General features: G+C 68.2%; 21 protein-coding genes. 11 read left to right on the plus strand and 10 right to left on the minus strand.

What is annotated here, in order from left to right:
* Positions 1–26: 26 nt before the first annotated feature.
* Entirely contained in the window at positions 27–293 is a 267-nt protein-coding gene (locus BMZ45_RS19700) for a hypothetical protein (RefSeq protein WP_091638213.1), read from the plus strand.
* Positions 294–502: 209 nt separating this feature from the next.
* Here the strand turns inward: BMZ45_RS19700 and BMZ45_RS19705 are convergent, their stop codons facing one another.
* The 4 genes from BMZ45_RS19705 to BMZ45_RS19720 are packed head-to-tail and all read right to left on the minus strand — an operon-like array spanning position 503 to position 2,348.
* Complete coding sequence (locus BMZ45_RS19705; protein ID WP_091638214.1) at positions 503–1,009, minus strand: DUF3106 domain-containing protein; 507 nt, start codon at positions 1,007–1,009, stop codon at positions 503–505.
* A gap of 5 nt (positions 1,010–1,014) precedes the next feature.
* Positions 1,015–1,416, minus strand: a complete 402-nt coding sequence (locus tag BMZ45_RS19710; RefSeq protein ID WP_091638215.1) for a hypothetical protein — start codon at positions 1,414–1,416, stop codon at positions 1,015–1,017.
* Positions 1,413–2,003 (minus strand): RNA polymerase sigma factor, encoded by a 591-nt coding sequence (locus BMZ45_RS19715; RefSeq protein WP_254776704.1) that lies wholly within the window; start codon positions 2,001–2,003, stop codon positions 1,413–1,415. Before BMZ45_RS19715 ends, BMZ45_RS19710 begins: the two co-directional genes overlap by 4 nt.
* Positions 2,004–2,006: 3 nt before the next feature.
* Positions 2,007–2,348, minus strand: coding sequence for a hypothetical protein (locus tag BMZ45_RS19720; protein ID WP_091638217.1), 342 nt, complete (start codon positions 2,346–2,348; stop codon positions 2,007–2,009).
* Between the two features lie 134 nt (positions 2,349–2,482).
* Here BMZ45_RS19720 and BMZ45_RS19725 point away from each other — a divergent pair, with 134 nt between their 5' ends.
* Genes BMZ45_RS19725 through BMZ45_RS19735 form a run of 3 tightly spaced genes read left to right on the plus strand, consistent with a single transcriptional unit; the run spans position 2,483 to position 4,620 of the window.
* Entirely contained in the window at positions 2,483–2,794 is a 312-nt protein-coding gene (locus BMZ45_RS19725) for an NAD(P) transhydrogenase subunit alpha (protein WP_091638218.1), read from the plus strand.
* A complete protein-coding gene (locus BMZ45_RS19730) occupies positions 2,791–4,224 on the plus strand; it encodes an NAD(P)(+) transhydrogenase (Re/Si-specific) subunit beta (protein WP_091638219.1) in 1,434 nt (477 codons plus the stop codon). Before BMZ45_RS19725 ends, BMZ45_RS19730 begins: the two co-directional genes overlap by 4 nt.
* 39 nt (positions 4,225–4,263) lie before the next feature.
* Positions 4,264–4,620, plus strand: a complete 357-nt coding sequence (locus tag BMZ45_RS19735; RefSeq protein WP_091638220.1) for an immunity protein Imm33 domain-containing protein — start codon at positions 4,264–4,266, stop codon at positions 4,618–4,620.
* 15 nt (positions 4,621–4,635) lie between these two features.
* On the opposite strand, the gene BMZ45_RS19740 is transcribed toward BMZ45_RS19735, so the two are convergent.
* From BMZ45_RS19740 to BMZ45_RS19760, 5 genes are all read right to left on the minus strand, one after another.
* Positions 4,636–5,109: a DUF1456 family protein gene (locus BMZ45_RS19740; RefSeq protein ID WP_091638221.1), complete on the minus strand. Its 474-nt coding sequence runs from the start codon at positions 5,107–5,109 to the stop codon at positions 4,636–4,638.
* A gap of 161 nt (positions 5,110–5,270) precedes the next feature.
* Entirely contained in the window at positions 5,271–5,810 is a 540-nt protein-coding gene (locus BMZ45_RS19745; protein ID WP_175489165.1) for a cytochrome P460 family protein, read from the minus strand.
* Positions 5,800–6,324: a hypothetical protein gene (locus BMZ45_RS19750; protein WP_091638223.1), complete on the minus strand. Its 525-nt coding sequence runs from the start codon at positions 6,322–6,324 to the stop codon at positions 5,800–5,802. The genes BMZ45_RS19745 and BMZ45_RS19750 overlap by 11 nt, the downstream gene beginning before the upstream one ends.
* A gap of 56 nt (positions 6,325–6,380) precedes the next feature.
* Positions 6,381–7,265: a helix-turn-helix domain-containing protein gene (locus BMZ45_RS19755; protein ID WP_175489166.1), complete on the minus strand. Its 885-nt coding sequence runs from the start codon at positions 7,263–7,265 to the stop codon at positions 6,381–6,383.
* Between the two features lie 396 nt (positions 7,266–7,661).
* A complete protein-coding gene (locus BMZ45_RS19760) occupies positions 7,662–10,685 on the minus strand; it encodes a TonB-dependent receptor domain-containing protein (RefSeq protein WP_091638225.1) in 3,024 nt (1,007 codons plus the stop codon).
* A gap of 243 nt (positions 10,686–10,928) precedes the next feature.
* Between BMZ45_RS19760 and BMZ45_RS19765 the strand changes: the two genes are divergently transcribed.
* Entirely contained in the window at positions 10,929–12,371 is a 1,443-nt protein-coding gene (locus BMZ45_RS19765; RefSeq protein WP_091638226.1) for a MocR-like pyridoxine biosynthesis transcription factor PdxR, read from the plus strand.
* A 25-nt stretch (positions 12,372–12,396) separates the two neighbouring features.
* Here the strand turns inward: BMZ45_RS19765 and BMZ45_RS19770 are convergent, their stop codons facing one another.
* Positions 12,397–12,840 (minus strand): hypothetical protein, encoded by a 444-nt coding sequence (locus BMZ45_RS19770; RefSeq protein WP_139215598.1) that lies wholly within the window; start codon positions 12,838–12,840, stop codon positions 12,397–12,399.
* A gap of 217 nt (positions 12,841–13,057) precedes the next feature.
* On the opposite strand from BMZ45_RS19770, the gene sufT reads away from it, so the two are divergent.
* The 6 genes from sufT to BMZ45_RS19800 all read left to right on the plus strand — a co-directional run.
* Positions 13,058–13,609, plus strand: a complete 552-nt coding sequence (sufT, locus tag BMZ45_RS19775; protein ID WP_091638228.1) for a putative Fe-S cluster assembly protein SufT — start codon at positions 13,058–13,060, stop codon at positions 13,607–13,609.
* A gap of 476 nt (positions 13,610–14,085) precedes the next feature.
* Complete coding sequence (locus BMZ45_RS19780) at positions 14,086–15,918, plus strand: S8 family serine peptidase (protein WP_091638229.1); 1,833 nt, start codon at positions 14,086–14,088, stop codon at positions 15,916–15,918.
* Positions 15,919–16,580: 662 nt separating this feature from the next.
* Complete coding sequence (locus BMZ45_RS19785) at positions 16,581–18,671, plus strand: S8 family serine peptidase (protein WP_091638230.1); 2,091 nt, start codon at positions 16,581–16,583, stop codon at positions 18,669–18,671.
* 636 nt (positions 18,672–19,307) lie between these two features.
* Positions 19,308–21,413 (plus strand): S8 family serine peptidase, encoded by a 2,106-nt coding sequence (locus BMZ45_RS19790; RefSeq protein ID WP_091638252.1) that lies wholly within the window; start codon positions 19,308–19,310, stop codon positions 21,411–21,413.
* A 216-nt stretch (positions 21,414–21,629) separates the two neighbouring features.
* A complete protein-coding gene (locus BMZ45_RS22175) occupies positions 21,630–23,621 on the plus strand; it encodes a S8 family serine peptidase (RefSeq protein ID WP_091638231.1) in 1,992 nt (663 codons plus the stop codon).
* Between the two features lie 470 nt (positions 23,622–24,091).
* A partial coding sequence (locus BMZ45_RS19800; protein WP_175489167.1) for a S8 family serine peptidase occupies positions 24,092–25,947 on the plus strand: 1,856 nt, incomplete at its 3' end.

The following is a 25,947-nucleotide window of genomic DNA, read 5'->3' on the forward strand; positions in this document are numbered from 1 at the left end:
ACGACGTCCCCGAGCGGAGCCCTGGCATGGACGACGATCTCGACGCAATGACGATCGAATCGCTGCGCGAGGAAGTACGACGCCTGCGCGCCGGCATTCGCGCGCATCGCGACAGCAGCCTGCACGCGCTGTGCTGGCATCACCCGCAGTTGTGGGATCTCTTGCCCGAGCCCACGCCGGCGGAGATCGCGGTACCGGAGTGGCCGGCCTTCATGCGCGGTTGCGTGCGTTATCGGCAATCGCTGGACCGGCAACGGCCGGATGCGCCTAGGGTCGATGTCGAGGCGGAATGAGCCGTCGCCGCGAGCTATTCCTGCATGGCGCAAGAGCGACGCCCCGCTGGTCTTCCCGCTGATCTCCCCCTTCGCAAAAAGGCGGCGGCGCTCTGCTTGTCCTCCCCCTTTGAAAAAGGGGGATTGAGGGGGATTTGCTTTTGGGCTTTAGAGGCTCAGGAGCAACAGCAAATCCCCCTAACCCCCCCTTTGCAAAGGGGGGACACACGTCAACGCTCTGCGCGCGGCGCGTCCTTCGGGCCGCGGCGATCGCGGTCGTCGTCGCGGTCGCGCGGTTTCGGCGGATTGGCCTGCATCCACTCGCGGCGCTGTTCCGGGGTCATCGCGCGCCAGCGTTCGCGCAGCGCTTCGCGCTCGGCTTCGCTGAGATGGCGCATCTGGCCGAATAGGGCGCGCGCCTGTTCGCGCTGTTCCGGGCTCATGCCTTCCCAGCGGCGCATGCCGTGGCGCGCGCGCTTGCGCTGGTCAGGGGTCATCTGCTGCCAGCGGCGCGCGTGCTCGAGCATGCGCTGGCGCTCGCCGGGTTCGGCGTTCCAGCGCTCGCGCACCGGCGCGATCAGCTGTTCGCGCTGCTGCGGGCTGAGCTGTTCCCAGGCCGGCGGCGTGGCGGCCTGGGGGGCGGCCGGCTTGGGGCCGCCGGCTTGGACCGGGGCCGCGGCCAGCAGGGCCAGCGCGAACAGCGCGGCCAGTGCGGGGCGGAACGAAAGGCGGGACATACGGCTTACTCCGTTGCGGGCAGGTCGTCGTCGGACGCCAGCCACAGATAGAAATCGGGATTCTCGTCCAGCGAGGCCAGGGCGGTGCTGCTGTCGTAGGCGGGCGCGGGCAGGGCGGCGACCGGCGCGACCGCGGCCGGCGCCACCGCCTGCGGCCCGCGCTGCAACTGCAGGCCGATCGCGAGCGCGAACACCGCCGCGCAGCCGCTGGCCAGGGCCCAGCCCAGGCCGCGGCGCGGCGCGCGCGCGTCGGCGCTCGCGGCGTGTCGGGCCAGGCGCAATCGGGCGCGGGTGGGCGCCGAGAGCTCGCCCAGCGCGCGCCGGTGCAGGGCGCGTGCGGCCTCGTCGAAGGCGCGGTCGCCATCGGCCGTGGGGGCGGCGCCGTAGCGCGGGTCGTTGTGGTTCATCGCCAGTCCTCCAGTTGCCGCTGCAGTGCTTCGCGCGCGCGCGACAGGTGTGTCTTTACCGCGCCTTCGCTGCAGCCCATCGCCCGCGCGGTCGTGGCGACATCGAGTTCTTCCAGTATTCGCAGGCTGAAGGCCTCGCGCTGTCGGCGCGGCAGCCTGCCCAGCGCGTCGGCCAGACGAGCATAGGCTTCGCGCCCGTCGTGAGTGCGCGCCGGGTCGGGGCCGTCGTCGGCCCAGTCGATCGGCGCCTCGTCCTCGCGCGCGCCCGGCATCAGCCAGCGCAGGCGGAACGCGCGTCGGCGCTGCACGTCGACGATGCGGCTGCGCAGGATGCTCCAGAACAGCGGCGTCCATTCCGCCGCCGGGCGCTCGCGGTAGCCGAGCATCTTCATCATCGCGTCCTGCACCGCGTCCAGGGCGTCGTCGCGCTGGCGCAGGCCGAGTTCGGCGAAACGGAACGCACGCGTGCCGATGCCGGCGAGGAATTCCTCCAGCGTCGCGGGGCTGCGCTCGGGCGCGCCCAGGGCGGGCGCGACCAGGGCCAGGTCGTCGGCTTCGGCGGACACGAGTTGCAGCATACGGCTCAAGACTTAATGCCGGCGGTCCCAGCGGCGGTCGTAACGCTCGCCGCGACGCTCCCAGTGCGCCTGGGCGAGGTCGCCGCGACGGTCCAGGCGCGCTTCGACGCGCTCGCCATGGCGGTCGACGCGGGCGGCGGCGCGCGCGTGGCCATGCGCCGCCAGGGCGTCCGCGCGGCGGTCGCTGCGGGCCTCGATGCGGTCGCCGCGCCGGTCCAGGCGCTGGTCGATGCGCTCGCCATGGCGCTCCATGCGGTGTTCGACCCGGTCGCCGCGGTCGCCGGCGACGGCGTTGCCGGCCAGTCCCAGGGCGGCCAGACAGGCCAGGACGGCCAGATACGGTGCGGATTTCATGCGGCTCTCCTCGTCGTGGATGCGTTTGAACCCTTGCGAGGAGGCAAACGCCCGATCGCCGTCACGGTTGACAGCGCTGGCGCCCGGTTCATGGAACGTTATGATGCGGGAGACATCGCAAGGGGAAGGCAAAGATGGGCGACGGGTTCGTGGCGCTGTACATCTTCATGCTGGCGGCGATCGCCGGCCACGTGATCATCTCGCGGGTGCCGGTGATCCTGCACACACCGCTGATGTCCGGCTCCAACTTCATCCACGGCATCGTCCTGATCGGCGCGATGGTGGTCCTGGGCCACGCCGACACCACCCTGGAGAAGGCGATCGGCTTCATCGCCGTGCTACTGGGCGCGGGCAACGCGGCCGGCGGCTACGTGGTTACCGAGCGCATGCTGGAGATGTTCAAGGCCAGCAAGAAGCCCGGCGCCAAGTCCGGGGGCCAGGCATGAGCGCGCAGGTGCTGCTGGCATCGGCCAGCTACTTCGTCGCCGCCACCCTGTTCCTGCTGGGCCTGCAGCGCATGGCCTCGCCGGTGACCGCGCGCAGCGGCATCCGCTGGGCCGGCATGGGCATGCTGATCGCGACCGCGGCCACCTTCCTGCTGCCCGAGCTGCACAACCTGGTGCTGATCGTGCTGGCGCTGGCGATCGGCACCGGCCTGGCCTGGGTCTCGGGCAAGAAGGTGGCGATCACCGACATGCCGCAGATGGTCGCGCTGTACAACGGCATGGGCGGCGGTTCGGCGGCGGCGATCGGCGCGGTCGAGCTGCTGCGCTTCGCCAGCCTGCAGACCAGCGATCCGTTGCTGGCGCAGTTGCAGTCCGGCCACGTCGACATGCAGCAGCCCACCGTCACCGTGGTGCTGGCGGTGATCGGCGCGGCGATCGGCGCGGTCTCGCTGTCGGGTTCGATCATCGCCTGGGCCAAGCTCGACGGCCGCCTCGACCGGCGCGTGGTGTTCCCGGGCCAGCAGATCTTCAACGCCGCGGTGGCGCTGGCGCTGGTGGCGCTGGGCGCGATCGTGGTGCTGACCTTGAACGTGCCGGCGATCATCGCCTTCTTCGTGGTCGCGCTGGCCCTGGGCGTGCTGATGACGCTGCCGATCGGCGGCGCCGACATGCCGGTGGTGATCTCGCTGTACAACGCCCTGACCGGTCTGGCGGTGGCCTTCGAAGGCTACGTGCTCGGCAACGAGGCCCTGATCATCGCCGGCACCATGGTCGGTGCGGCCGGCATGCTGCTCACCCGTTTGATGGCCAAGGCGATGAACCGGCCGATCACCGGCGTGCTGTTCTCCAACTTCGGCGGCGGCGGTCAGGCCCAGGAAATCAGCGGCAGCCAGAAGCCGATCGAGGCCGGCGACGTGGCCGCGATGATGGCCTTCGCCGAGCGCGTGGTGATCGTGCCCGGCTACGGCCTGGCGGTGGCGCAGGCCCAGCACAAGATCTGGGAGCTGACCCAGAAGCTGACCGAGCGCGGGGTCAAGGTGAAGTTCGCGATCCATCCGGTCGCCGGACGCATGCCGGGCCACATGAACGTGCTGCTGGCCGAGGCCGGCGTGCCCTACGACATGATCGTCGACATGGACGATATCAACCCGGAATTCCCCAACACCGACGTGTCGCTGGTGATCGGCGCCAACGACGTGGTCAATCCGGTGGCCAAGACCGATCCGGCCTCGCCGATCTACGGCATGCCGATCCTGGACGTGGTCAATTCCAAGAACACCGTGGTCATCAAGCGCGGCAAGGGCACCGGCTTCGCCGGCATCGAGAATGCCCTGTTCTACGCCGACAACACGCGCATGCTGTTCGGCGACGGCGCCGAGATGGCCAGCGCGCTGGTGTCGGAGTTGAAGGCGCTGGACGGCGGGCACTAGCCGCCGTTTCCGTCGCACGGTAGGGATGGGGCGCGCGCCATGTGGCCGTTCAAGAAGAAGTCGCCGCCGCCCGCGGATGGCGACGCCAAGTTGGCGGCGTTCGCGCCGCTGGTGCTGGCCTCGGACCAGGTGATGGGGCCGCAGCGGCTGCCGGTGTGCTACGCCTATCGCTCCAAACCCAACAATCCGCACGACTCGGGTTGGATATTCCAAAGCGGTAGCGAAACGCAAGCGTGGCTGGATGCGAATCCGCCGAAGATCTGCCCGATGGAAAGTTTCATCCGCATGGACGACAGCTTGCTGGACATCGTCCGTGCCGAAGTGGGCAGCGCCTGGGAGCGCGATTCGGCGCAATCGCCGTGGCGGCGCATCGAAGGGTTCCGGCGCCGGGACTGATGCGCGGCGCGCGGATCAGGACCGGCCGCGCACGCGCAGCGTCAGCCCCTTGAGGAAATTGCGCAGCAGCTGATCGCCGCAGGCGCGGTAGTTCTTGTGGTCCGGCTGGCGGAACAGCGCGCTCAGTTCCGGCTTGGAGACCGGGAAGCCGGCGTCGGCGAAGGCCTGGTGCATGTCGACGTCCTTGAGTTCGAAGGCCACGCGCAGCTTCTTCAGCACCAGGTTGTTGCTGACGCGTTTTTCGAACGGGCGCGGCGGCAGGCTCTCGTCGCGCCCGCGGTAGTGATAGACCAGCCCGTCCAGGAAGCGCGCGAGCACCGCGTCGCTGCATTCGGCGTAGCCCTCGTCCTCGTCCTTCTTGAGGAAGGCCTGGACTTCGGTCTTGTCGAGGGCGAAATCCGGGTCCGCCTGCTTGACCAGTTCCACGACCTTGTTGTCGCTGAGGTCGAGCATGTAGCGGATGCTGCGCAATACGTCGTTGGTGATCATCGCCTGTCCTGCCGGGGCGGACCGGGCCGGCCGGTTCCGCGAAGCGGCGATTTTCGCACGCGCGCGCGTACGGGCGCGTCGTTATCGGTCGGCAAGGCGTCGCAGAGCCTCAGGAAGCGGCAGCCGTCCCTGGCCGCCGTGGGGAATGCGAGGGGCAGGTCTCAGTCCTGGAGCTCGCTGAAAACGTAACCCTGGGCCTTGCGGTGCTCATGGCAGGCCGCGCAGCCGGCGCGCTGGGGCTGGCTGAGACGGTCCTGGGATGCGCCGGCCGCGAACTCGGCATAGCCCCAGCCACCGGTGGCGGCGTAGCGGCGCGCGTCCTTGACCATCACATCGACGTGGCGACGCGGGCCCTGGTCGATGCTGCCGTCGGGCGTGGTGCGGGTTTCGAACAAGTCGTAGGCCAGCACCGAGCCGTCGGCGAACTCGCCCTTGCGGTAGCCGGCCAGCGCGGTGTCGTTGGCGTAGATGTGGTGCAGACCGCCGTAGCTGGCGAATGCGGGATGGCCGGCGGGAATCAGGCCGCTTTTGACGTGGGTCCAGCCGGTATAGCCCTGCGGGAACGCGATCGGCGCCAGCGCTTCGGGTTCGGGCGCGGCGTGGCCGGCCGGCATCGCCAGCAGCGCGGCCAGCGCGCCCGCGCAGGCCAGCGCGGCGGCCATCGCCAGGCGCGGGCGCAGGGCTGGGGTGTCAGCGCGCATCGGCGGCATATCCCGAGCTGCGCGTGCGGTCGCCGGCGTTGTAGCCGCGGCGCAGGATCAGCGCGATCGGCAGGCCCACCAGCACGGCATGGGCGACGATGCTGCACGCGATCCACAAGGCGCCGCCGCCGCCACCGCCGCCGGGCACGGCCGACAGGGGCACCACCACATAGGTCATCAGCGCGTACAGCAGCAGACCGTAGAGCAGGCCGTAGCGCACGGGCTGCGCGGTCAGCGCGGGCCAGCGGCGCGCGACCAGAGCGTAGGCCGCGGCCATGCCGGTGGCGATCACATAGTGCAGGAACAGCCCCAGCGCGGCGGCGCCGTTGCCGCCGGCGAACGCGTCCTTGCCGAGCACGCCGGCGGCGATGCTCTGGCCGATGCGCAGCGGCGGTACGCCCTTCAGGCCCCAGAAGCTGGTCGCGTAAAGGATGTCCAGGGTGCCGGCGACCAGGCCTGCGGCGAGGACGTAGAGCAGCAGGGTACGGGCGGTGGGCAGGGCGGAGCGGGGCATGCGGTGATCCTCGTCGGTGCGGAGTGGGCGGTGCTGGACTGGCGTTCGACGCGGAATCAGGCCGCTTGCGATTGCGCGCATTCGAGCCGGCGCGCTTCGGTCGCGGTCAGGCCGAAGGAGTGCTTGAAGGCGCGGCAGAACGCGCTCTGGCTTTCGAAGCCCAGGGCCTCGGTGATTTCGCACACCGGCATGCGGGTCTCGCGGACCATGCGCCAGGCGCGATCGGACCGCAGGCGCGCGGCGTACTCGGTCGGGGTCTCGTCGAACACGTCGCGGTAGATGCGGATCAGATGGCAGGGCGAGTAGCTGGCGCTGCGCGCGAGCCGCGCCAGGTCCAGGCGCGCATCGGGATGGCGGCGGATCAGGTGCTGCACGCGCAGCAGCCGCAGCAGGGTCTGTTGGCGCCGGCGCAGGGTGCGTCCGCTGCAGCGCTGCAGGCGCTGGTGCAGGTCGCGTTGCTGATCGACCAGGGCCGCGCACAGGGCTTCCAGCAGCGGTTCGATGTCGATCTCGACGTCGCGCGTGCGGCGCGCCAGGCGCACGGTCAGGCGGCGCAGATCGCGCCCGGCCGGGCCCTCCCAGGGGAACAGATCGGCGCCGCCGGCGTCGCCGCCGACTTCCTCGCCATGCTGGTGGCGCAGGTAGCGCGCCCAGGCCGCGTGCGAGCCGGCCACGGCCAGCCAACCGCAAGGCTGGCGCGCGCTGCAGCGCAGCGGGCCTTCGCGCCAGACCTGGGCGTGACCGGCCTCGATCTCCCAGGCGCTGTCCTGGGCTTCGCAGCGCAGGCGGCCCGACAACGGCAGGCAGAACGAAATCCATTGCGCGGGCAGCTCCACCTGGGCGCCGCGCGCGGAGGCGCGGATCAGGTGCAACTCGTCGCCGCCGCGGGCGCTGAGGTCGAGGTTCTCGGCGAATCGTAGGGGGTGATAGCGCAGGTTCACGGGGGGCTCTCGCGATTCGATGGCGCATCCGGCGCCGTTGCGATCACCCTACCCAGCGTCGCGCGCGGACTGGAGGACCAATTTTTTCGAATGCGATGGAGCCAATCGGACCCGCCTGCGTGGGTCCGAAAAAAGAGCCCGGGAAGATCCCGGGCATGCCTGCGGACGGTGGGTGCGCTGTACCGTGGTTTCCTGCGTGCCGGACTAGCGTCGACCTTGCTTCGGAGAGAGAGATGAGGCACCGCTGACGCCGCAAATCTTGCTGGTCGCGCCGCGCCGGCGCTGTTCCGCGGGCGCAGGCCCGAATCGACGCGCGTATGCGTTCGGCTGTGCCGAAGACGCGAAAAGAAAGCGGCCCCTCGCGGGGCCGCCTCGGTTGCGCATCGATGCCGTCGATCAGAACTTCTGGGTGTAGCGGAAATAGATGAAGCGCCCCGGTACCTCATAGGCCGGATCGAAGCTGTTGGCGAAGGCCTGGGCGGAGAACGGCGGGTTCTTGTCGAAGATGTTGTTCACGCCGATGGTGACCTTGGAGTTCCAGGGCGTGTTCCAGTACACGCTGGCGTCGTGGTAGGTGGTGGCGCCGATCTTGTTCTCGGCCTCGGCCACCGCCTGCAGGGCGTCGCCGCCGGCCGGGCCGTCCCAGACGCCGTTGTTGTTGAGATCCACCGGCACGGCGATCATGCGGTCCGGGTCGCTGCACAGCTCGTCGAAGCCGTTGTCCACCAGCACCTGGCAACGCTCGTCCTGGTGCGAGAAATAGCGCAGGTTCCAGGTCGCGCCGAAATCGCCCTTCTCCCAGCGCACCATCAGGTTGGAGCGGATGCGCCAGCCGTTGCTGCCGGTGATGTACTCGCCGGGTTCGTTGGCGGCTTCGTCGATCGGCCAATCCTCGATGCGCTGGCCGATCCGCGGCACGCCTTCCAGGCGCTCGCCGAACACGCCGTCGTCGTCGAAATCCACCTCGGCCTTGGCCACGTAGCTGCTGTCCCAGTTGAAGCTGAAGCGGCCCCAGCGGGTTTCCGGCAGCTTGTAGTTCACGGTCAGGTCGTAACCTTCGGTGCGCAGGCCGCCGATATTGACCGGCTGCGACAGCAGGTTGGAGATCGCGCCGCCGGGCGCGCGGGTGTAATTGCAGAAGCGCTGCACGTTGCCGACGATGCACTCGTCGAGGATGAACTGGCCGGTCGGCGCGACCAGGGCGTTGTCGATGTCGATCTTCCACCAGTCCAGGGTCACGTCGAAGCCTTCCAGCCAGGACGGGCTGTAGACGAAGCCCAGGGTGGTGGATTCGCTGCTCTCCGGCTCCAGCAGCGGGTTGCCGCTGACGTTGATGCGGATCTGCGGATTGCCCTGGTCGTAGCCGCCGTTGGGCACGCCCTGGCCCATGCAGCGCGCCTGCGCGGCGGCCGAGAGGCTGGGGAAGCGCGACAGGTCGCAGGGGTCGGTGATGGTCGGGAAGGCGTCGGCGGTGCCGGCGAACAGTTCGACGATGGCCGGGGCGCGGAAGCCCTCGGACCAGTTGCCGCGGATCATCAGGTCGTCGATCGGCTTCCAGCGGAAACCGAACTTGCTGTTGAGGGTGTCGCCGACGTTGCTGTAGTCGGAATAGCGCGTGGCGATCGAGAAATCCAGCAGCTTGGCGAACGGCATGTCGGACAGCACCGGCACCGCCAGTTCCAGGTAAGCCTCGTCCAGCGAGTAGCCGCCGGAGATCGGCGCGGCCGCATTGCCGGTGGTGTTGCCGGAGGCGATCAGCGCGTCGGGCTGGAAGTAGCCGCTTTCGGCGCGGTGTTCCAGGCCGAACGAGAACGCCAGCGGGCCGGCCGGCAGCTCGAACAGGTCGCCGCCGATGTTGGCGTAGTAGGTCTTCTGCTTGAAGCCGACCGAGTCGTGGGCGACGAAGCTGGAGTAGGCCAGCATCTCCGGCGTGATCGAGCCGGCCGCGCCGAGCAGGTTCAAGGGCACGCAGCCCAGGATGATCGAGGTCGGATCGCCGGGGTTGCTCACGCAGATCGGCCGGCCGGTGGTGGAGCGTCCGGCGACGGTATCGATCATCGACGGGCCCAGCGCGTTGCGCAGCGCGAGCAGGTTGAACAGGCCGTCGGTGACGGTGTTCTGCTTGTTCTCGCCGTAGTAGTAGCCGGCTTCCCAGTCGTAGGGCTTGTCGGCGAAGTTCAGGGTGCCCTCGAAGCCGAGGTTGGCGGCGAAGGTGTCGATGTCCTGACGGAACGAGCGACCGCCGGTCTCGACCGCGCGGCGCTGGATGCGCGAGACGGTGGTGCCGAACGGGTTGTACATGCTGTCCGGGCTGATGGTGACGGTCTTGGGCTGCAGGCCCGCGCCCGGGCCGCTGCCCAGCACGATCGGCATGGCCGCCAGCAACTGCTCGGAGCGGCGGTTGTTGTAGGTCAGGGTGGTGCGGAAGCGCAGGTTCTCGCTGATGTCGAGCGAGCCGGAGGCGAACACCGAGCGGCGCTCCTGCGGCGTCAGCAGGTAGTTGTCGGGCGCGAAGTTGTAGACGTCGTTGCCGGTGCGATTGCGCCAGTTCGTGCCGGACTGGCCGTCGTTGTAGGTGAACTGGCCGACCGATCCGTCGGGGCGGGTTTCGGCCACCGAGCAGGTACCGAAGATCGGATCGAAGGTGCCGTTGCACAAGGCGAAGCGGCCGTTGGGCACGGTCGAGCTGCCGAAGAAATTGCCGGTGCCGGCGACCGGTTCCTTGGAAATCTTGCGGTCGCCGGCCAGCACCGGCTCTTCCTTGACGTAGGCGATGCCGAACATCGCAGTCCAGCGGTCGGACGCGGCGCCGATGGTGAAGTCCACCGCCTCGCGGAAGCCGTCGCCGTCGGCGTAGGTGCCGACATAGGCATTGGCCTCGGCGCCCTCGTAGTTCTGGCGCAGGATCACGTTGACCACGCCGGCGATGGCGTCGGAGCCGTAGATGGTCGAGGCGCCGTCCTTCAGCACTTCGATGCGCTCGACCGCGGCGGTGGGGATGGTGTTCAGATCGACCACGCCGCCCAGGCCGGCGCCGCCGACCCAGCGCCGGCCGTTCACCAGCACCAGAGTGCGGTTGGCGCCCAGATTGCGCAGGTTGACCTGGGTCTGGCCGTCGCCGCCGTTGTTGACCGTGCTGTTGAGGGCGGAACCGTTGGCGGTGATGTTCTGGATCACGTCGCCGACCGAGGTCAGGCCCTGCGAGCTGATGTCGTCGCGGCTGAGGGTGAAGATCGGCTGCGAGGTTTCGATGTCGGTGCGCTTGATGCGCGAGCCGGTCACTTCGATGCGATCCAGCGTGGTGGTCTGGGATTCTTCCGCCGCCTGGGCGTGCGTCACGATCGGCAGCGCCGCGGTGGACGCCGCGGCGGTGGCGAACAGCGCTCGTCGGATGGCATGACTGAGGGTGTGCGAGGGCATTGCGTAACTCCGCTGGGTTAGGGCCATGCGTTGGCCGGCTCAGTGAAATTACGAATCCTTAACGATCGGAGTTGCGCGTTCGGCGACTGAAAAGCTATGCCGGACTCGTGCGGTGACTGCGCGGAAGTGACGATTTGTGTTGACGCTCCCATTGGTCATGTTGTGCCGGCATCGTCCGGCCCGATAGATTGGCCGTCGGGCGGATCGCCTGCGTCCGCGCACTGGAACCTTTCGGAAACCCCCATGCATCTGGAGCTAGACGGCCGCGGCCCGCTGCAGACCCAGCTGGTGCGCGCGCTCAAGGACGCCGTGCTGTCGGGCCGGGTCGCGCAGGGCGTGCGCTTTCCGCCCACGCGCGCGTTGGCCCAGCAACTGGCGGTGTCGCGCAATACCGTGCTGGCCGCCTACGAACAACTGCGCGCGGAAGGCTTCATGCAGGGCCGGGTCGGTTCCGGCAGCTATGTCGCCAGCCCGATCACGCCGGCCGCGCCGGTGCCGCGCCCGGTCGAACGCGGATTGCCCGAAACCGACTATGTGCGCCGCCTGCGCGCGTGCCACGATCACCCGCGCATGCCCGGGCGTCGCGTCGAGGGCGCGCGCTACAGCTTCCAGTACGGCGTGCCGTTCACCAATCCGCTGCTGACCTCGGCCTGGTCGCGCGCGCTCGCGCATTCGGCGCTGTACACGCCGCCGACCTATCCCACCGCGCACGGCTCGCCGGCGCTGCGCGCCGCCGCCAGCGAATACATCGCCCATCGGCGCGGCGTGATCTGCTCGCCCGAGGACATCATCATCGTCGCCGGCACCCAGCAGGCGATCAGCCTGACCGCGCGCGTGCTGTTGGATCCGGGCGACGCGGCGGTGATCGAGGAGCCGCAGTACTTCGCCTCGCGCGAAGCGCTGTACACCCACGGCGCGCGCCTGGTGCCGGTCGCGATCGATCGCGACGGCCTACGCACCGACGATCTGCCGAACGAGCCGCCGCGCCTGATCTGCGTGACCCCCTCGCACCAGTTCCCGACCGGCGCGCTGATGTCGCTGCCGCGCCGCCTGGCCCTGCTGGACTACGCCAATCGCCACGGCTGCTGGATCTTCGAGGACGACTACGACGGCGAATTCCGCTACGACGCCCAGCCGCACGCGGCGCTGCGTTCGCTGGACGAATCCGGGCGCGTGGTCTACGTGGGCAGCTTCTCCAAGGTGCTGTTCCCGTCGCTGCGGCTGGGCTACGTGGTGGTGCCGCCCAGCCTGCGCGACGATTTCATTTCGGCCAAATGGGTCGACGATTTCGGATCGCCCGGCATCGAACAGGCCGCGCTGGCGCAGTTCATGGCCGACGGCAGCTTCGAGCGCCACCTGCGCCGCACCGGCAAGACCCTGAAGCAGCGCCGCGAGGCCCTGCTCGAAGGCTTGCGCCAGCACTGCGGCGAGTTCCTCGAGATCGACGACTCGCACGCCGGCATGCACCTGCTGGTGTGGCTGCGCGGCCGCGACGCCGCCCAGGGCGAGGCCTTGATCGCGCACGCGGCCACGCGCGCGCTGGGCCTGTATTCGATCGCGCCGTATTACTTGAACGCGCCCGACCGCGCCGGCCTGCTGATGGGCTTCGGCGCGATGTCGGTGGCGGAGATCGGCGAGGCCGCCAAGCTGTTCGGCGAATGCCTGCGCGAGACCGCGCCGGCCTGAGAGGTCGCGCCGGCGCCGGCGCGGATCAGCGCGAGGCGAACGCCGCCGCCACCAGCCCCAGCGCCAGCCAGGCCCAGTCGGCCGGGCCGTTGGCCAGTTGGGTCAGCAGCCAGGCGTGATGCAGGCCCAGCTTGGGCAGCGAGTCCAGCAGGCCGACGCCCAGCGACAGGCCGATCTGGGTGGAGGCGATGCTCCAGCTGTAGATCAGCACGATCGCGGCCGTGCCCAGCACGCCCATCGCGGCCCGCCCCCATCCGCGCGGCCAGCCGCCCAGGCGCAGCATCCAGGCCAGGTCGATCGCGCCGATCACCGCCATCCAGCTGTTCTGGCGCCCGCTGTACAGGCTCAGCAGCAACCACACCGTGGCGAAGCCCAGGGTGCCCAACAGCAGCAGCGACCACGACAAGGTCCACGACAGCGCCGTTCGGGGCGGCGGGGACGCGGCGGCGGGCGGAGCGGCAGGGGTCATCTAGGGCTCGACGGGCGGGGGAATCCAGCCGCACAGCATAGCCGGCCGCGTGCCCGCGGGCAGTGCCTGAAGTCGGCCTGCCGGGCGGCGAGGGCGCGCGCAGGCGCTTTGGCCACGTCCGGGCGACGCTGCGATCCATCCCGGGGGCCGGCCGCCGCGCGGCGCCCTGTTAGACTGCGCGCCTTGTGCCGGAGCGCGGCACCCCAATCTTTCCGGCATGTACTCCCGCAGCAGCGAACCCGTCCGTTTCGAGCGCGATTGCGCCGTCGTCCTCGTGCCGCAGGGCGAGCAGGTGACCCTGCCCGCCGGCAGCGTCGGCTATATCACCCAGGCCCTGGGCGGCAGCTACACCGTCTTCGTCGAAGGCAATCTGTTCCGGATCTCGGGCAAGGACGCCGACGCGATCGGCAAGGAACCGCCCGAACCGCTGGAACTGCCCGAAGGCGCCGACGACGAGGCGGTCGAGCAACTGGTGTGGAAGCAGCTGCGCACCTGCTTCGATCCCGAAATCCCGATCAACGTGGTCGACCTCGGCCTGGTCTACGAAGCCCAGATCAAGCACCGCGACGACGGCCAGCGCCTGGTCGAAGTGCGCATGACCCTGACCGCGCCCGGCTGCGGCATGGGCGACATCCTGATCGACGACGTGCGCAGCAAGCTGGAAATGATCCCGACCGTGGCCGAGGCCGACGTCGAGCTGGTGTTCGACCCGCCGTGGGGGCGCCACATGATGTCCGAGGCCGCGCGCCTGGAAACCGGGATGTTCTGAGCCGGCGGCATTCGCCGCGGTATGCACACGCATGACCACACTTTCTGTGCATGCGAGAAATATCCATTTCAGAAAATGCAGCTTGGTTCACGGTTTACGCCGGTTGGAACCGTTTTAGGCGCATGGACGAGGCTTGCCCGCCTACCTAGGTTGTGGATCGCGGCCCTGCGAACGCAGCGGTCGTGAATCCCGTTCTGCCTTCGCATCACGACGCTGAGCAACGCGCAGGCAAAGCGGTTACCTGCCGCACACGCGGCCTTCGAAACACGGGCTCTTAGAACGTAGCTGCCGCGAACGCGCTGCCGGCATCCGCTTGGAACGAGCGGATCCGTAGCGTGCTGCTGTCCGGTGCAAGGCCGATGCCCGCTGCGATGCGGCGCGTCGGCGCGCGTGGAGCGGGACGCCGCTCGTCGCAATTGCACCGTCGGCGCAATCCGCCGCTGCCGACCGGGCCCGCTCACTACAAGGACATGTGAATGAATCGTCGTATCTTGTCGGTAACCATCGGCGCCTCGCTGGTATGCGCCGCGCTCCCGGGTCTGGCCGCGGAACTGTTGACGGTCGAGAGGCCGATCGAAGGCCGCTACATCGTCGTGCTGAAAGAGCCGGCCACCGGGCCGTCGGCGCGCAGCGCCACTGGCGTGACCATGGCCCAGGTGCCTTCGGTCGCGCGCAGCATGGCCACCCAGCATCGCGCCAAGCTGCTGCGCAGCTACCAGCACGCGCTGCGCGGCTTCGTGGTCGACGCCGACGACGCCGCGCTGGCGCAGCTGCTGAAGGATCCGCGCGTGGCCTATGTCGAGGAAGACGGTATCGGCTCGATCTACGCCACCCAGAACAATGCGACCTGGGGCATCGATCGCGTCGACCAGCGCAATCTGCCGCTCAGCACCACCTACACCTACGACACCGACGCCACCGGCGTTCACGCCTACATCCTCGACACCGGCGTGCGCGCGGACCACACCGAATTCAGCGGGCGCATGGGCAACGGGTTCTCGGTCAGGCCGGGCGATCCCAGCACCAACGACTGCCACGGTCACGGCACCCACGTGGCCGGCACCGTCGCCGGCACCACCTGGGGCGTCGCCAAGAAGGCCACCGTGCATCCGATCCGTGTCTTCGACTGCACCGGCAATGCGCAAACCTCGGAGGCCATCGCGGCTATCGACTGGGTGACGGCCAATCACGTCAAACCCGCGGTGGCCAACATGAGCTTCGGTTACCCGGGCTCCACCGCCATAGACACCTCGATCACCAACATGCTCAACGCCGGTGTGGTGGTCGTGGCTGCGTCGGGCAATAGCAACGACGATGCCTGTTCGGGGTCGCCGCGGCGGGTGCCGCGGGCGCTGACCGTCGCCGCCACCGACCGCAACGACGCGCGCTCGCTTTGGCCCAGCGGCCAGGCGCCCGGCTGGGGCAGCTGCGTGGATCTGTTCGGACCCGGCAGCGACATCGTCTCGGCCGGCATCAGCGGGTCGAGCTCCACGGCCACCATGAGCGGCACCTCGATGGCCACTCCGCACGTGGCCGGCGTCGTCGCGCTGTACCTGTCCACGCACCCCTCGGCCACGCCGGACGAAGTGCACGCGGCGATCATGAACAACGCCACGGCCGGCAAGGTCACCGGCAACCTGCGCGGATCGCCGAACTTCATGCTGCACAGCCTGTTCTCCGGCGGTCCCGGCCCGGGCAACCAGGCACCGGTGGCCAACTTCACGTCCTCGGCCAGCGGCCTGACGGTGAGCTTCACCGACACGTCCAGCGACAGCGACGGCAGCATCGCCTCGCGCAGCTGGAGCTTCGGCGACGGCACCAACTCGACCTCGGCCAATCCCAGCAAGACCTACTCGGCGGCCGGTACCTACACGGTCTCGTTGACGGTCACGGACAACGGCGGCGCCAGCAACACCAAGACCGCCACGGTCACGGTCGGCGGCACCGGCGGTACCCAGACCTACAGCAACACCACCGACGTCAACATTCCCGACAACAACGCCACCGGCGCCAGCAGCACCATCACCGTGTCGGGCCGTACCGGCAACGCTCCCAGCACGGCCAAGGTGTCGGTCAATGTGCAGCACCCGTTCCGCGGCGATCTGATCGTGGACCTGATCGCGCCGGACGGCAGCGTCTACAACTTGTTCAACCGCCCCAACACCAACGACGGCACCGACCACGTGATCATCACCGACCGCGTGGTCAACCTGAGCAGCGAGCCGCTCAACGGCGCCTGGAAGCTGCGCGTGGCCGACCGCGCGCAGTTCGACGTGGGTTACATCAACAGTTGGAGCGTCACGTTCTGATCGGCGCCTAGATCCGAGCAGTGCGCTTCGTCTCGAAACCCCGGCTCAGGCCGGGGTTTCGTTTTCCGGGGTCCCTGCACCCGCGTGCCGGGGATGCTGCGAACCTTGCTGAGCCGATGGCGCCCGCCTTGTGCGCCGGCCGGCGAGGGGGTGGTTGCCCGCGTCCGGCTCGTCGCGGGGAGGGGGCGGTACAGCGTCGTCTGTGCAGCGGCCAGTTTGCTGAATGGAAAACAGTGTTGGGCCGTCCGGACGGCGTCCAGGAGCACGCGAGGGCGCGCTCGGCGGGGCAGCCGCCGATGCTGGGAAATCGTCGTGCATAGGGTGTTTTCAGCGAAAATCGTTGCCGGACCGCGGGGCCTCGATCCGCCGCTCGCCCTCGATTTCGGCCTCGTCGCGCAGCCCTACGCACAAAGTGTGACTTCTTTGAGCGACGAAAATTTTCAATTTTCGAAAATGCGATAGATATCGCATTTTTGGCCGCAATCGGCCCTGGCCGTCAGGCGTTTCCCTCAGATCCGACTCGTAGTTTGGCCCACGGTTCAGGCATCTCGATGCCTCCGCCCTCGTCCGGCCCGCGAGCGACGCAGCGCTTTCGCACTCGGTACGGACAGCCATAACCGCTTAGCGGCCCATTGCGTTTCATTTCCGGGGATACGAAAACGATGTCGAATTCCAACAGCAATCTACGCGTACATGTACTGGCGGCGGCGACCGCGCTGGCTTTGACCGCGATGGCCTCACCGGCCGTCGCCGGCCAGGCCCATTTCGCCGGACTCAAAGCCGGCGGCAGCTACAGCCGCTTCATCGTGAAATACAAGGACGACTCGTCCCCGGCCGCCAGCAGCGCCGCGTTGAGCACGTCCCTCAGCAATATGGCGGCGCGCACGATCCTGCCCGCCGCCTCCAAGGGCAAGCGCATCGGCCTGAAGCAAGTGCGTCGTATGCTGATGCCAGGCGCCAGCGTGATCGCCTCCGATCAGGAGCTGAACCACGAAGAGGCCGCGGCGCTGATGCGCCAGATCGCAGCCGATCCGAACGTCCAGTTCGTGCAGGTGGACGGCAAGAAACGCGCTCTGGCGATCCCCAACGATCCGAATTTCGGCCAGCAGTGGCATTACGCCGATAGCGCCGTCGGTATTCGTGCGCCGACGGCGTGGAACACCAGCACCGGCAGTGGCGTCGTGGTGGCGGTAATCGACAGCGGCATCATTTCGCACAACGATCTCAATGCCAACATCCTGCCCGGCTACGACATGGTCACCTCGACCACCGGCGGTTCCAGGCAGGCGTGCGCGGCGGTCGGCGCTCAGACGGGTTGCGGCAAGTCGGACGATGGCAACGGTCGCGATGCGGATCCCACGGACAGTTCGGTGGCAGGCACGGGCGCGCACGGCACCCACGTGGCCGGTACCATCGCCGCGGTGACCAACAACGGTATCGGCGTGGCGGGTGTGGCCTACGGCGCCAAGGTCGTCCCGATTCGCGTGCTTGGCAATCAGGGTTTCGGCGACGATTCCGACATCGTCGACGCGATCACCTGGGCTTCGGGCGATACCGTCGCCGGTGTTCCGGCAAATGCGAATCCGGCCAAAATCATCAACATGTCGCTGGGCGGGGCGGCGGAAGGCTCCTGCGCCAACGCGGCCCCGGCCTACAAGGCGGCGATCGACAGGGCCATTGCCAAGGGCTCGGTCGTCATCGCAGCCGCGGGCAACGACAACATCGACATCGTCAACGGCAATTTCAATGGCGTAATCGTCGACAGCATACCGGCCAGCTGCGACGGCGTGATCTCGGTCGCCGCCAGCAACAAGAGCGGCTCGCGCTCGAGCTTCTCCAGCTGGGGCGCCACCATCGATATCACCGCGCCCGGCGGCGAGAACGTCAGCGGCGGGGGCGTGCTTTCGACCGTGCCCACCAATGCCTACGACGGTTACGCGGGCACGTCGATGGCGGCTCCGCACGCCTCCGGCGTCGCGGCGCTGGTCGTCGCCGCTTCGGCGACGACCATGACGCCGGTTCAGATCGAGCAGGTCCTGGAAGGCACCGCTCGCCCGATCGTCCCCAGCAAGTGCAGCGGCGGTTGCGGCGCCGGCATCATCGACGCGGCGGCGGCCGTGGCCGCGGTCAGCGGCGGCACGCCGGGCAATCAGGCGCCGGTGGCCAACTTCACCTCCTCGGCCAGCGGCCTGACGGTGAGCTTCACCGACACGTCCAGCGACAGCGACGGCAGCATCGCCTCGCGCAGCTGGAGCTTCGGCGACGGCACCAACTCGACCTCGGCCAATCCCAGCAAGACCTACTCGGCGGCCGGTACCTACACGGTCTCGTTGACGGTCACGGACAACGGCGGCGCCAGCCACACCAAGACCAGCTCGGTCACGGTGTCGTCCTCCTCCAGCAATGTGCGCCAGACCTACACCAACAGCGGCGACTACACCATCGTCGATAACGGCGCGGCGGTGGAAAGCCCGATCACGGTGTCCGGTCGCACCGGCAACGCGCCGTCGGATACCTCGTTGGCGGTGAACATCGTGCACACCTACCGCGGCGATCTGATCGTGGACCTGATCGCACCGGACGGTTCGGCCTACAACCTCGCCAACCGCGCGGGCAGTTCCGGTGGCATCAACAAGACCATCACCGTGAGCGCCCTGACCAGCGAGGCGCTCAACGGCACCTGGAAGCTGCGTGTGCGCGACGCCGCCGCGAACGATGTGGGTTACATCAACAGCTGGAGCATCACGTTCTGATCGGCGCCTAGATCCGAGCAGTGCGCTTCGTTTCGAGACCCCGGCTCATGCCGGGGTTTCGTTTTTGAGGCCGCAGGCGTCGGTCAGGCAGGAGGCGGCGGGCCGTGGCGGGCATCCAGACCCTGGCGGCGAGGGGTGGGGCCTGGCGTCGGCTTGGGACCTGCGCAGCCCCACCTTGTGTCGGCATATTTTTCGTATTTGAAAATGCGGCAAGCCCTGGCAACGCCTCCCGAAGCGCGTTTCCGGTTCGGCTTCGGCAAGCCGGCGATCAGCGCTGGAAGATCGCCTAAGGTAGGGTATTTACAGGGGAAACCGTTGCGTGACGGCGGTCAGTCGATGCGCCGGTCGCCTTGTGATTTCGCTTGCTGGCGCATCGCTACGCACGAAGTGTGACTTCTTTGAGTAGCAGAAAATTTCAATTTACGAAAATGTGACGTAAGCCACGTTTACGACCGCAATCCGTCCTGGTCAGCAGGCGTTTCCCTCGGATCCGACTCGTAGTTTGGCCCACGGCCCAGGCATCTCGATGCCTTCGCCCTGGTCCAGCCCGCGAGCGATGCAGGTTCCCGCTCCTGGTTCGGACCGCCATAGCCGCCTAGCGGCCCATTGCGTTTCACATCCGGGGATATGAAAACGATGTCGAATACCAACAGCAAACTGCGCGTACACGTACTGGCGGCCGCGACGGCCGTTGCGCTGGCCGCATTGGCCGCGCCCGCCTTCGCCGGCCAAGCCTATGTCGCCGACCTCAAGGCCGACGGCCAGTACGGTCGTTTCATGATCAAGTACAAGAACAGCAGCGCGCCGACCACCAGCACGGCCGCGCTCGCTTCCTCTTTGAACACCGCTGCATCGCGCACCCTGATGCCGGCCGGCTCCAAGGGCAAGCGTGTGGGTCTGAAGCATCTGCGCCGCATGGCGCTGGGCGCCGATGTCATCACCAGCGACACTACTTTGAACGGCGATGAAGCCGCTGCGCTGATCCGCCAGCTCGCCGCCGACCCGAACGTGGAGTGGGTGCAGTCCGACTTCGTCGTGCACGCGTTGGCGGTGCCGAACGACCCGCTGTACTCCAGTCAGTGGCACTACGCCGACGATGCCGTCGGCATCCGCGCTCCGGTTGCCTGGAACACCAGCACCGGCACCGGCGTGGTGGTGGCCGTGATCGACAGCGGCATCCTGCCGCATAGCGATCTGGACGCCAACATCCTGCCGGGCTACGACATGATCAGCACCACCACGGGGCTGGGATTCGCCAGTTGCGGAACCACCAGCACCTGCGGCGCATCCGATGACGGCAACGGTCGCGATTCAGACCCTAACGATGCTTCCAATGTCGTGCACGGCACACATGTGGCCGGCACCGTCGCCGCCGTGGCCAACAATAGCCTGGGCTTGGCCGGTGTGGCTTACAACGCCAAGGTGGTTCCGATTCGAGTGCTGGGCCGGGACGGCAGTGGTGGTGGCTCCGACATCATCGATGCCATCACCTGGGCCTCCGGCGGCACGGTGTCCGGCGTGCCGGCCAACGCCAACCCCGCTGAAGTGATCAATCTGTCCCTGGGCGGCACGCGCGCCTGCGGCCCGGCCGAGCAGGCCGCCATCAACGCCGCGGTGGCCCGCGGCTCGGTGGTGATCGCCGCCGCAGGCAACTTCAACAACGACGTCGCCAACAACGCGCCGGCCAGCTGCAACAACGTGATCAGCGTCGGCGCCAGCGATCGCGGCGGTCGCCGCGCGTATTACTCGAGCTATGGCGCTACCCTCGATGTGACCGCGCCGGGTGGCGAAGTCTGCTCGCCGTCGACGGAACATTTGCCGCTTGGGCAGAGCCCTAGGGGCGCATGCGTCCAGCCGGTCGTCGTCAACTCCGCCAATGCCGTGTGGTCGACGATCGAGGGCAACGGCTATGCCGGCGGCGAATGGCAGGGCACGTCGATGGCCGCACCGCATGTGGCCGGTGTGGCCGCATTGATCCAGGCGGCGTCCGCAACGCCGAAGACGCCGGCGCAGATCGAGCAGATCCTGGAAAGCACGGCGCGTCCGATCGCGGCGGCGAATTGTCCGGGCGGTTGCGGCGCGGGCTTGATCGACGCCGCGGCGGCTGTAGCCGCGGTCAGCGGCGGCACGCCGGGCAACCAGGCGCCGGTGGCCAACTTCACCTCCTCGGCCAGCGGCCTGACGGTGAGCTTCACCGACACCTCCAGCGACAGCGACGGCAGCATCGCCTCGCGTAGCTGGAGCTTCGGCGACGGCACCAACTCGACCTCGGCCAATCCCAGCAAGACCTACTCGGCGGCCGGCACCTACACGGTCTCGTTGACGGTCACGGACAACGGCGGCGCCAGCCACACCAAGACCAGTTCGGTCACGGTGTCGTCCTCCTCCAGCAACGTGCGCCAGACCTACACCAACAGCGGCGACTACACCATCGTCGATAACGGCGCGGCGGTGGAAAGCCCGATCACGGTGTCCGGTCGCACCGGCAACGCGCCGTCGGATACCTCGCTGGCGGTGAACATCGTGCACACCTACCGCGGCGATCTGATCGTGGACCTGATCGCACCGGACGGTTCGGCCTACAACCTCGCCAACCGCGCCGGCAGTTCCGGTGGCATCAACAAGACCATCACCGTGAGCACCCTGACCAGCGAGGCGCTCAACGGCACCTGGAAGCTACGGGTGCGCGATGCGGCCGCGGACGACGTGGGCTACATCAACAGCTGGAGCATCACGTTCTGATCCTGGCCGCATGAGTGGGCAGCGCACGTCCCGGTTACGGCCGGGCGTGCGTTCGCGGACACGGTCGCCGCGCGGCTCGGACCGCGCGGCACCGAGCGCGGGTCGTCCATCGCATCGCGGCAACTCCAATAGAGGCTTGCGCCGTCTATCAGGCGCGTCGGCGTCGGCCGTTGCCGCTCGTTCCGAATCGAATACATCTACATTTAGGGGCAGGGAATGGAAATTCGCAAAGTATCCAAGCGCCGCGCAGGTCTGGTCGCGTTGATCGCCGTCATGGCGTTCGGCGTGGCCGGTGCGGTCGGCGCCGCACCGCCGACGGAGCTGCTGCCGACCGGCGCGCAGTCGTCCGGCGATCCGAACCGGGTCTGGATCCGGTTCCCGCGCGGCCAGAAGGCGCAGTTCAAGGCCCAGCTGCAGCAGTCGGTGAAGGCGCTGCGCGCCACGGCCTCGGCCAAGGGGCTGAGCGTCGCCGCGCTGACCGAAGGCAAGACCCACCACGAATTCGACCAGCTCGATTCGGTGGTCATGACCCTGTCGCCGCAGGTGCTGAGCAGCCTGCGCAACAACAAGAACCTGGTCATCGAGCGCGACATGCCGCGCTATCCGCTGGCCGAATACGTGCCCTTCGGCATCCCCCGCGTGCAGGCGCCCGACACCGTCGCCACCGGCGCCAACGGCAGCGGCGTGAAGGTCTGTGTGATCGACTCCGGCCTGCGCAGCAACCACGAGGATTTCGCCGGCATCAGCATCACCGGCTACGCGGACAGCGGCCGCACCTGGAACACCGACGACTGCGGCCACGGCACCCACGTGGCCGGCACCATCGCCGCGGTGGGCGGCAACGGCAAGGGCGTGACCGGCGTCAGCCCGGGCAAGGTCTCGCTGCATATCGTCAAGTACTTCGACGGTCCCAGCTGCAGCTTCTCTTTCAGCTCCGACCTGATCGCGGCCGCCGACAAGTGCGCCCAGGCCGGCGCCAAGGTCATCAACATGAGCCTGGGCGGTGCCGGCCAGAGCAGCGCCGAAAGTGCCGCTTTCAGCAATCTGTATAACCAGGGCATCGTGTTGGTAGCCGCGGCCGGAAACGACGGCACCAGCACCAAGAGTTATCCGGCGTCCTACGCCAGCGTGATTTCCGTGGCCGCGCTGGATTCGAACAACGCCAAGGCTGCGTTCTCGCAGTTCAACGACGGCGTGGATATCGCCGCACCGGGTCAGGACGTTTCCAGCACCTATCCCAAGCGCGGCACGCCGATCAGCGTGGTCGGCGGCGGCAGTTACGACACGCTGCCGATGGCCAACAGCGCATCGGCGACGGTGGCCGCGGCCCTGATCGATGGCGGTCGTTGCGCCAGCGCAGGCAGCTGGAGCGGCAAGGTGGTGCTGTGCGAGCGCGGCGATAACACCACGCTGGAGAAGGTCACCCACGTCAAGAGCGGCGGCGGACGCGCCATCATCCTGTACAACAACGTGTCCGATCCGTTCGCTTACAGCACCGGTCTCAAGGATCCGTCCACGCTTACCGGCGTGGCCGTCAGCCAGGTTTCCGGGCAGGCGCTGCGCGGCCTGGTCGGGCAGACCGTCACCGTCAATCCCACCTACGTCTACGGCGTCGACAACTATGCCGTTCTGAGCGGCACCTCGATGGCCAGCCCGCACGTGGCAGGCGTGGCGGCGCTGATGCTCAGCGCCAAGCCCAGCGCGACCCCGGCGGAAGTGCGTGAAGCCTTGTTGTCGACCGCGTTGGATCTCGGCCCGGCCGGCCGCGACAACGAGTTCGGTTACGGCCTGGTGCAAGCCTTCGAGGCCGTCGATGCGCTGCTCGCGGGCAGCAATCCGAATCCGCCCGGCGCGCAGACCTACAGCAACGCCACCGACGTCAACATTCCCGACAACAACGCCACCGGCGCCAGCAGCACCATCACCGTGTCGGGCCGTACCGGTAACGCTCCCAGCACGGCCAAGGTGTCGGTCAATGTCCAGCACCCGTTCCGCGGCGACCTGATCGTGGATCTGATCGCGCCGGACGGCACGGTCTACAACCTGTTCAACCGCCCCAACACCAACGACGGCACCGACCACGTGATCATCACCGACCGCGTGATCGACCTGAGCAGCGAAACGCTCAACGGCGCCTGGAAGCTGCGCGCGGCCGACCGCGCCCCGCAGGACGTGGGCTACATCAACAGCTGGAGCGTCACGTTCTGATCGTCCGCTTCTGAATCCGTCGGTTTTCGACGGTCGTCGCGGCGTACCTCGCCCCCGAGTGCGTCGCGGCGGCTCGTCGACTTTTTCGCCCCCGCACCACCCCGGCCCCGGCCGGGGTTTTTGTTGCCGGTCGCGGCTTGCGCATGGCGTCGGGGCTGTCGCGATGCGATGTGGACGCAAAGTGCCATTTAGGCGCTCTTTGCTCACTACGGGTCAGTATCTTTGCAGTGCAGCAAATGATGCTCCTTGAGAAATATGCGACGAACATCACGTATTTCGATGTGACCTGGGTGGCTTGCCTCATTGTTCCGGCCTCCGCGGGCTCCTTAGCGTGGTCCCCGTGCAGCGGAGTGCTGCACGCCGACCTCCGCTCCGAACCGATCGCGACGGCCGCATCCGCGGCCGCGCCCGGACCGGGGCGGTCCCTGCCGCGGACTTGCGGCGCTTGCTTTCCATCGGGGGTTCCAAGGATGTCGATTTCCACTCAAGGCCAGTTCCGCGTACGCGCGCTCGTGGTCGCCACGACCGTCGCGCTGACGGCCTTCGCCGCGCCGGCGTTCGCCGGCCGCATGAACGCGTCGGGCCTGAAGGCCGAAGGCAGCTACGACCAGTTCATCGTCAAATACAAGGAACAGTCGGCCGAGCGCAGCAGCGCGACGGCGCTGCAGTCCTCGCTCAGCGGCGCCGCGCGCGCGCTGCCGGCCGTGTCCGGCAAGCACCTGGGGCTGAAGCAACTGCGCCGCATGGCGCTGGGCGCCGACGTGGTGCGCAGCGATCGCAAGCTCAGCCGTGCCGAAGCCGAATCGCTGATGCGCCAGATCGCCGCCGATCCCAACGTCGATTACGTCGAGCCGGACCTGATCATGCAAGCCCTGGCCACGCCGAACGACCCGCGCTACAACGAGCAGTGGCACTACGCCACCAGCGCCGTCGGCGCCAACGTCTCCAGCGCCTGGGACACCTCCACCGGCACCGGCGTGGTCGTGGCGGTGATCGACAGCGGCCGTCTCGCCCATAACGATCTCGACGCCAACACCCTGCCGGGTTACGACTTCGTCACCTCGACCACCAGCGGCAACGGCGGTTCCGGCGATGGCAACGGCCGCGACGCGGATCCGACCGATGCCTCCAACGTCAAGCACGGCACCCACGTCGCCGGCACCATCGCGGCGGTCACCAACAACAGCCTGGGCGTCGCCGGCGTGGCCTACAACGCCAAGGTCGTGCATGCGCGCGTGCTCGGTAACGGCGGCTACGGCAACACTTCCGATATCGTCGACGCGATCACCTGGACCTCCGGCGGCACCGTCAGCGGCGTGCCGGCCAACGCCAATGTGGCCGAAGTCATCAATCTCTCGCTGGGCGGCACCGGCTCCTGCGGTCTGACCTATCAGAACGCGATCACCGCGGCGATCAACCGCGGCACCACCGTGGTCATCGCCTCGGGCAACAGCAACAACGACGTGTCCGGCTTCTCGCCGGCCAACTGCCCGGGCGCGATCTCGGTCGCCTCCAGCGACATCAACGGCAATCGCGCCTGGTACTCCAACTACGGCGCCACCATCGACATCACCGCGCCGGGCGGCGAAACCTGCTCGCCGCTGGTCGAGTTCCTGGCCCTGGGCGAGTCCACCGCCGGCAAGTGCGCGCAGACCCACACCGCCAACGGCATTCTCTCCACCTACGACGCCAACGGTTACTTCTTCAATCAGGGCACCTCGATGGCCGCGCCGCACGTGGCCGGCATCGTCGCCCTGATGCAGGCCGTGGCGCCGTCGCCGAAGACCCCGGCGCAGATCCAGACCATCCTGGCCAACACCGCGCGTCCGATCACGGCCGCCAAGTGCCCGGGCGGTTGCGGTCCGGGCCTGGTCGACGCGGCCGCGGCCGTGCTGGCCGCGCAGGGCGGTACCGGCAACGCCGCACCGGTGGCGAACTTCACGTCCTCGGCCAGCGGCCTGACGGTGGCGTTCACCGATACCTCCACCGACAGCGACGGCAGCATCGCCTCGCGCAGCTGGAACTTCGGCGACAGCACCACCTCCACCGCCACCAACCCCAGCAAGACCTACGCGGCCGCCGGCACCTACACCGTCACCCTGACCGTCACCGACGACGACGGCGCCACCAACACCAAGACCGCCACGGTCACGGTGGGCACCAGCGGCGTGCAGACCTACACCAACGGCACCGACGTCAACATTCCCGACAACAACGCCACCGGCGTGAGCAGCTCGATCGTGGTCTCCGGCCGCACCGGCAACGCTCCGACCAACGCCTCGATCTCGGTCAACATCGTCCACCCCTACAAGGGCGATCTGATCGT

Source organism: Lysobacter sp. cf310 (assembly GCF_900114355.1).
Taxonomy (GTDB): domain Bacteria; phylum Pseudomonadota; class Gammaproteobacteria; order Xanthomonadales; family Xanthomonadaceae; genus Lysobacter.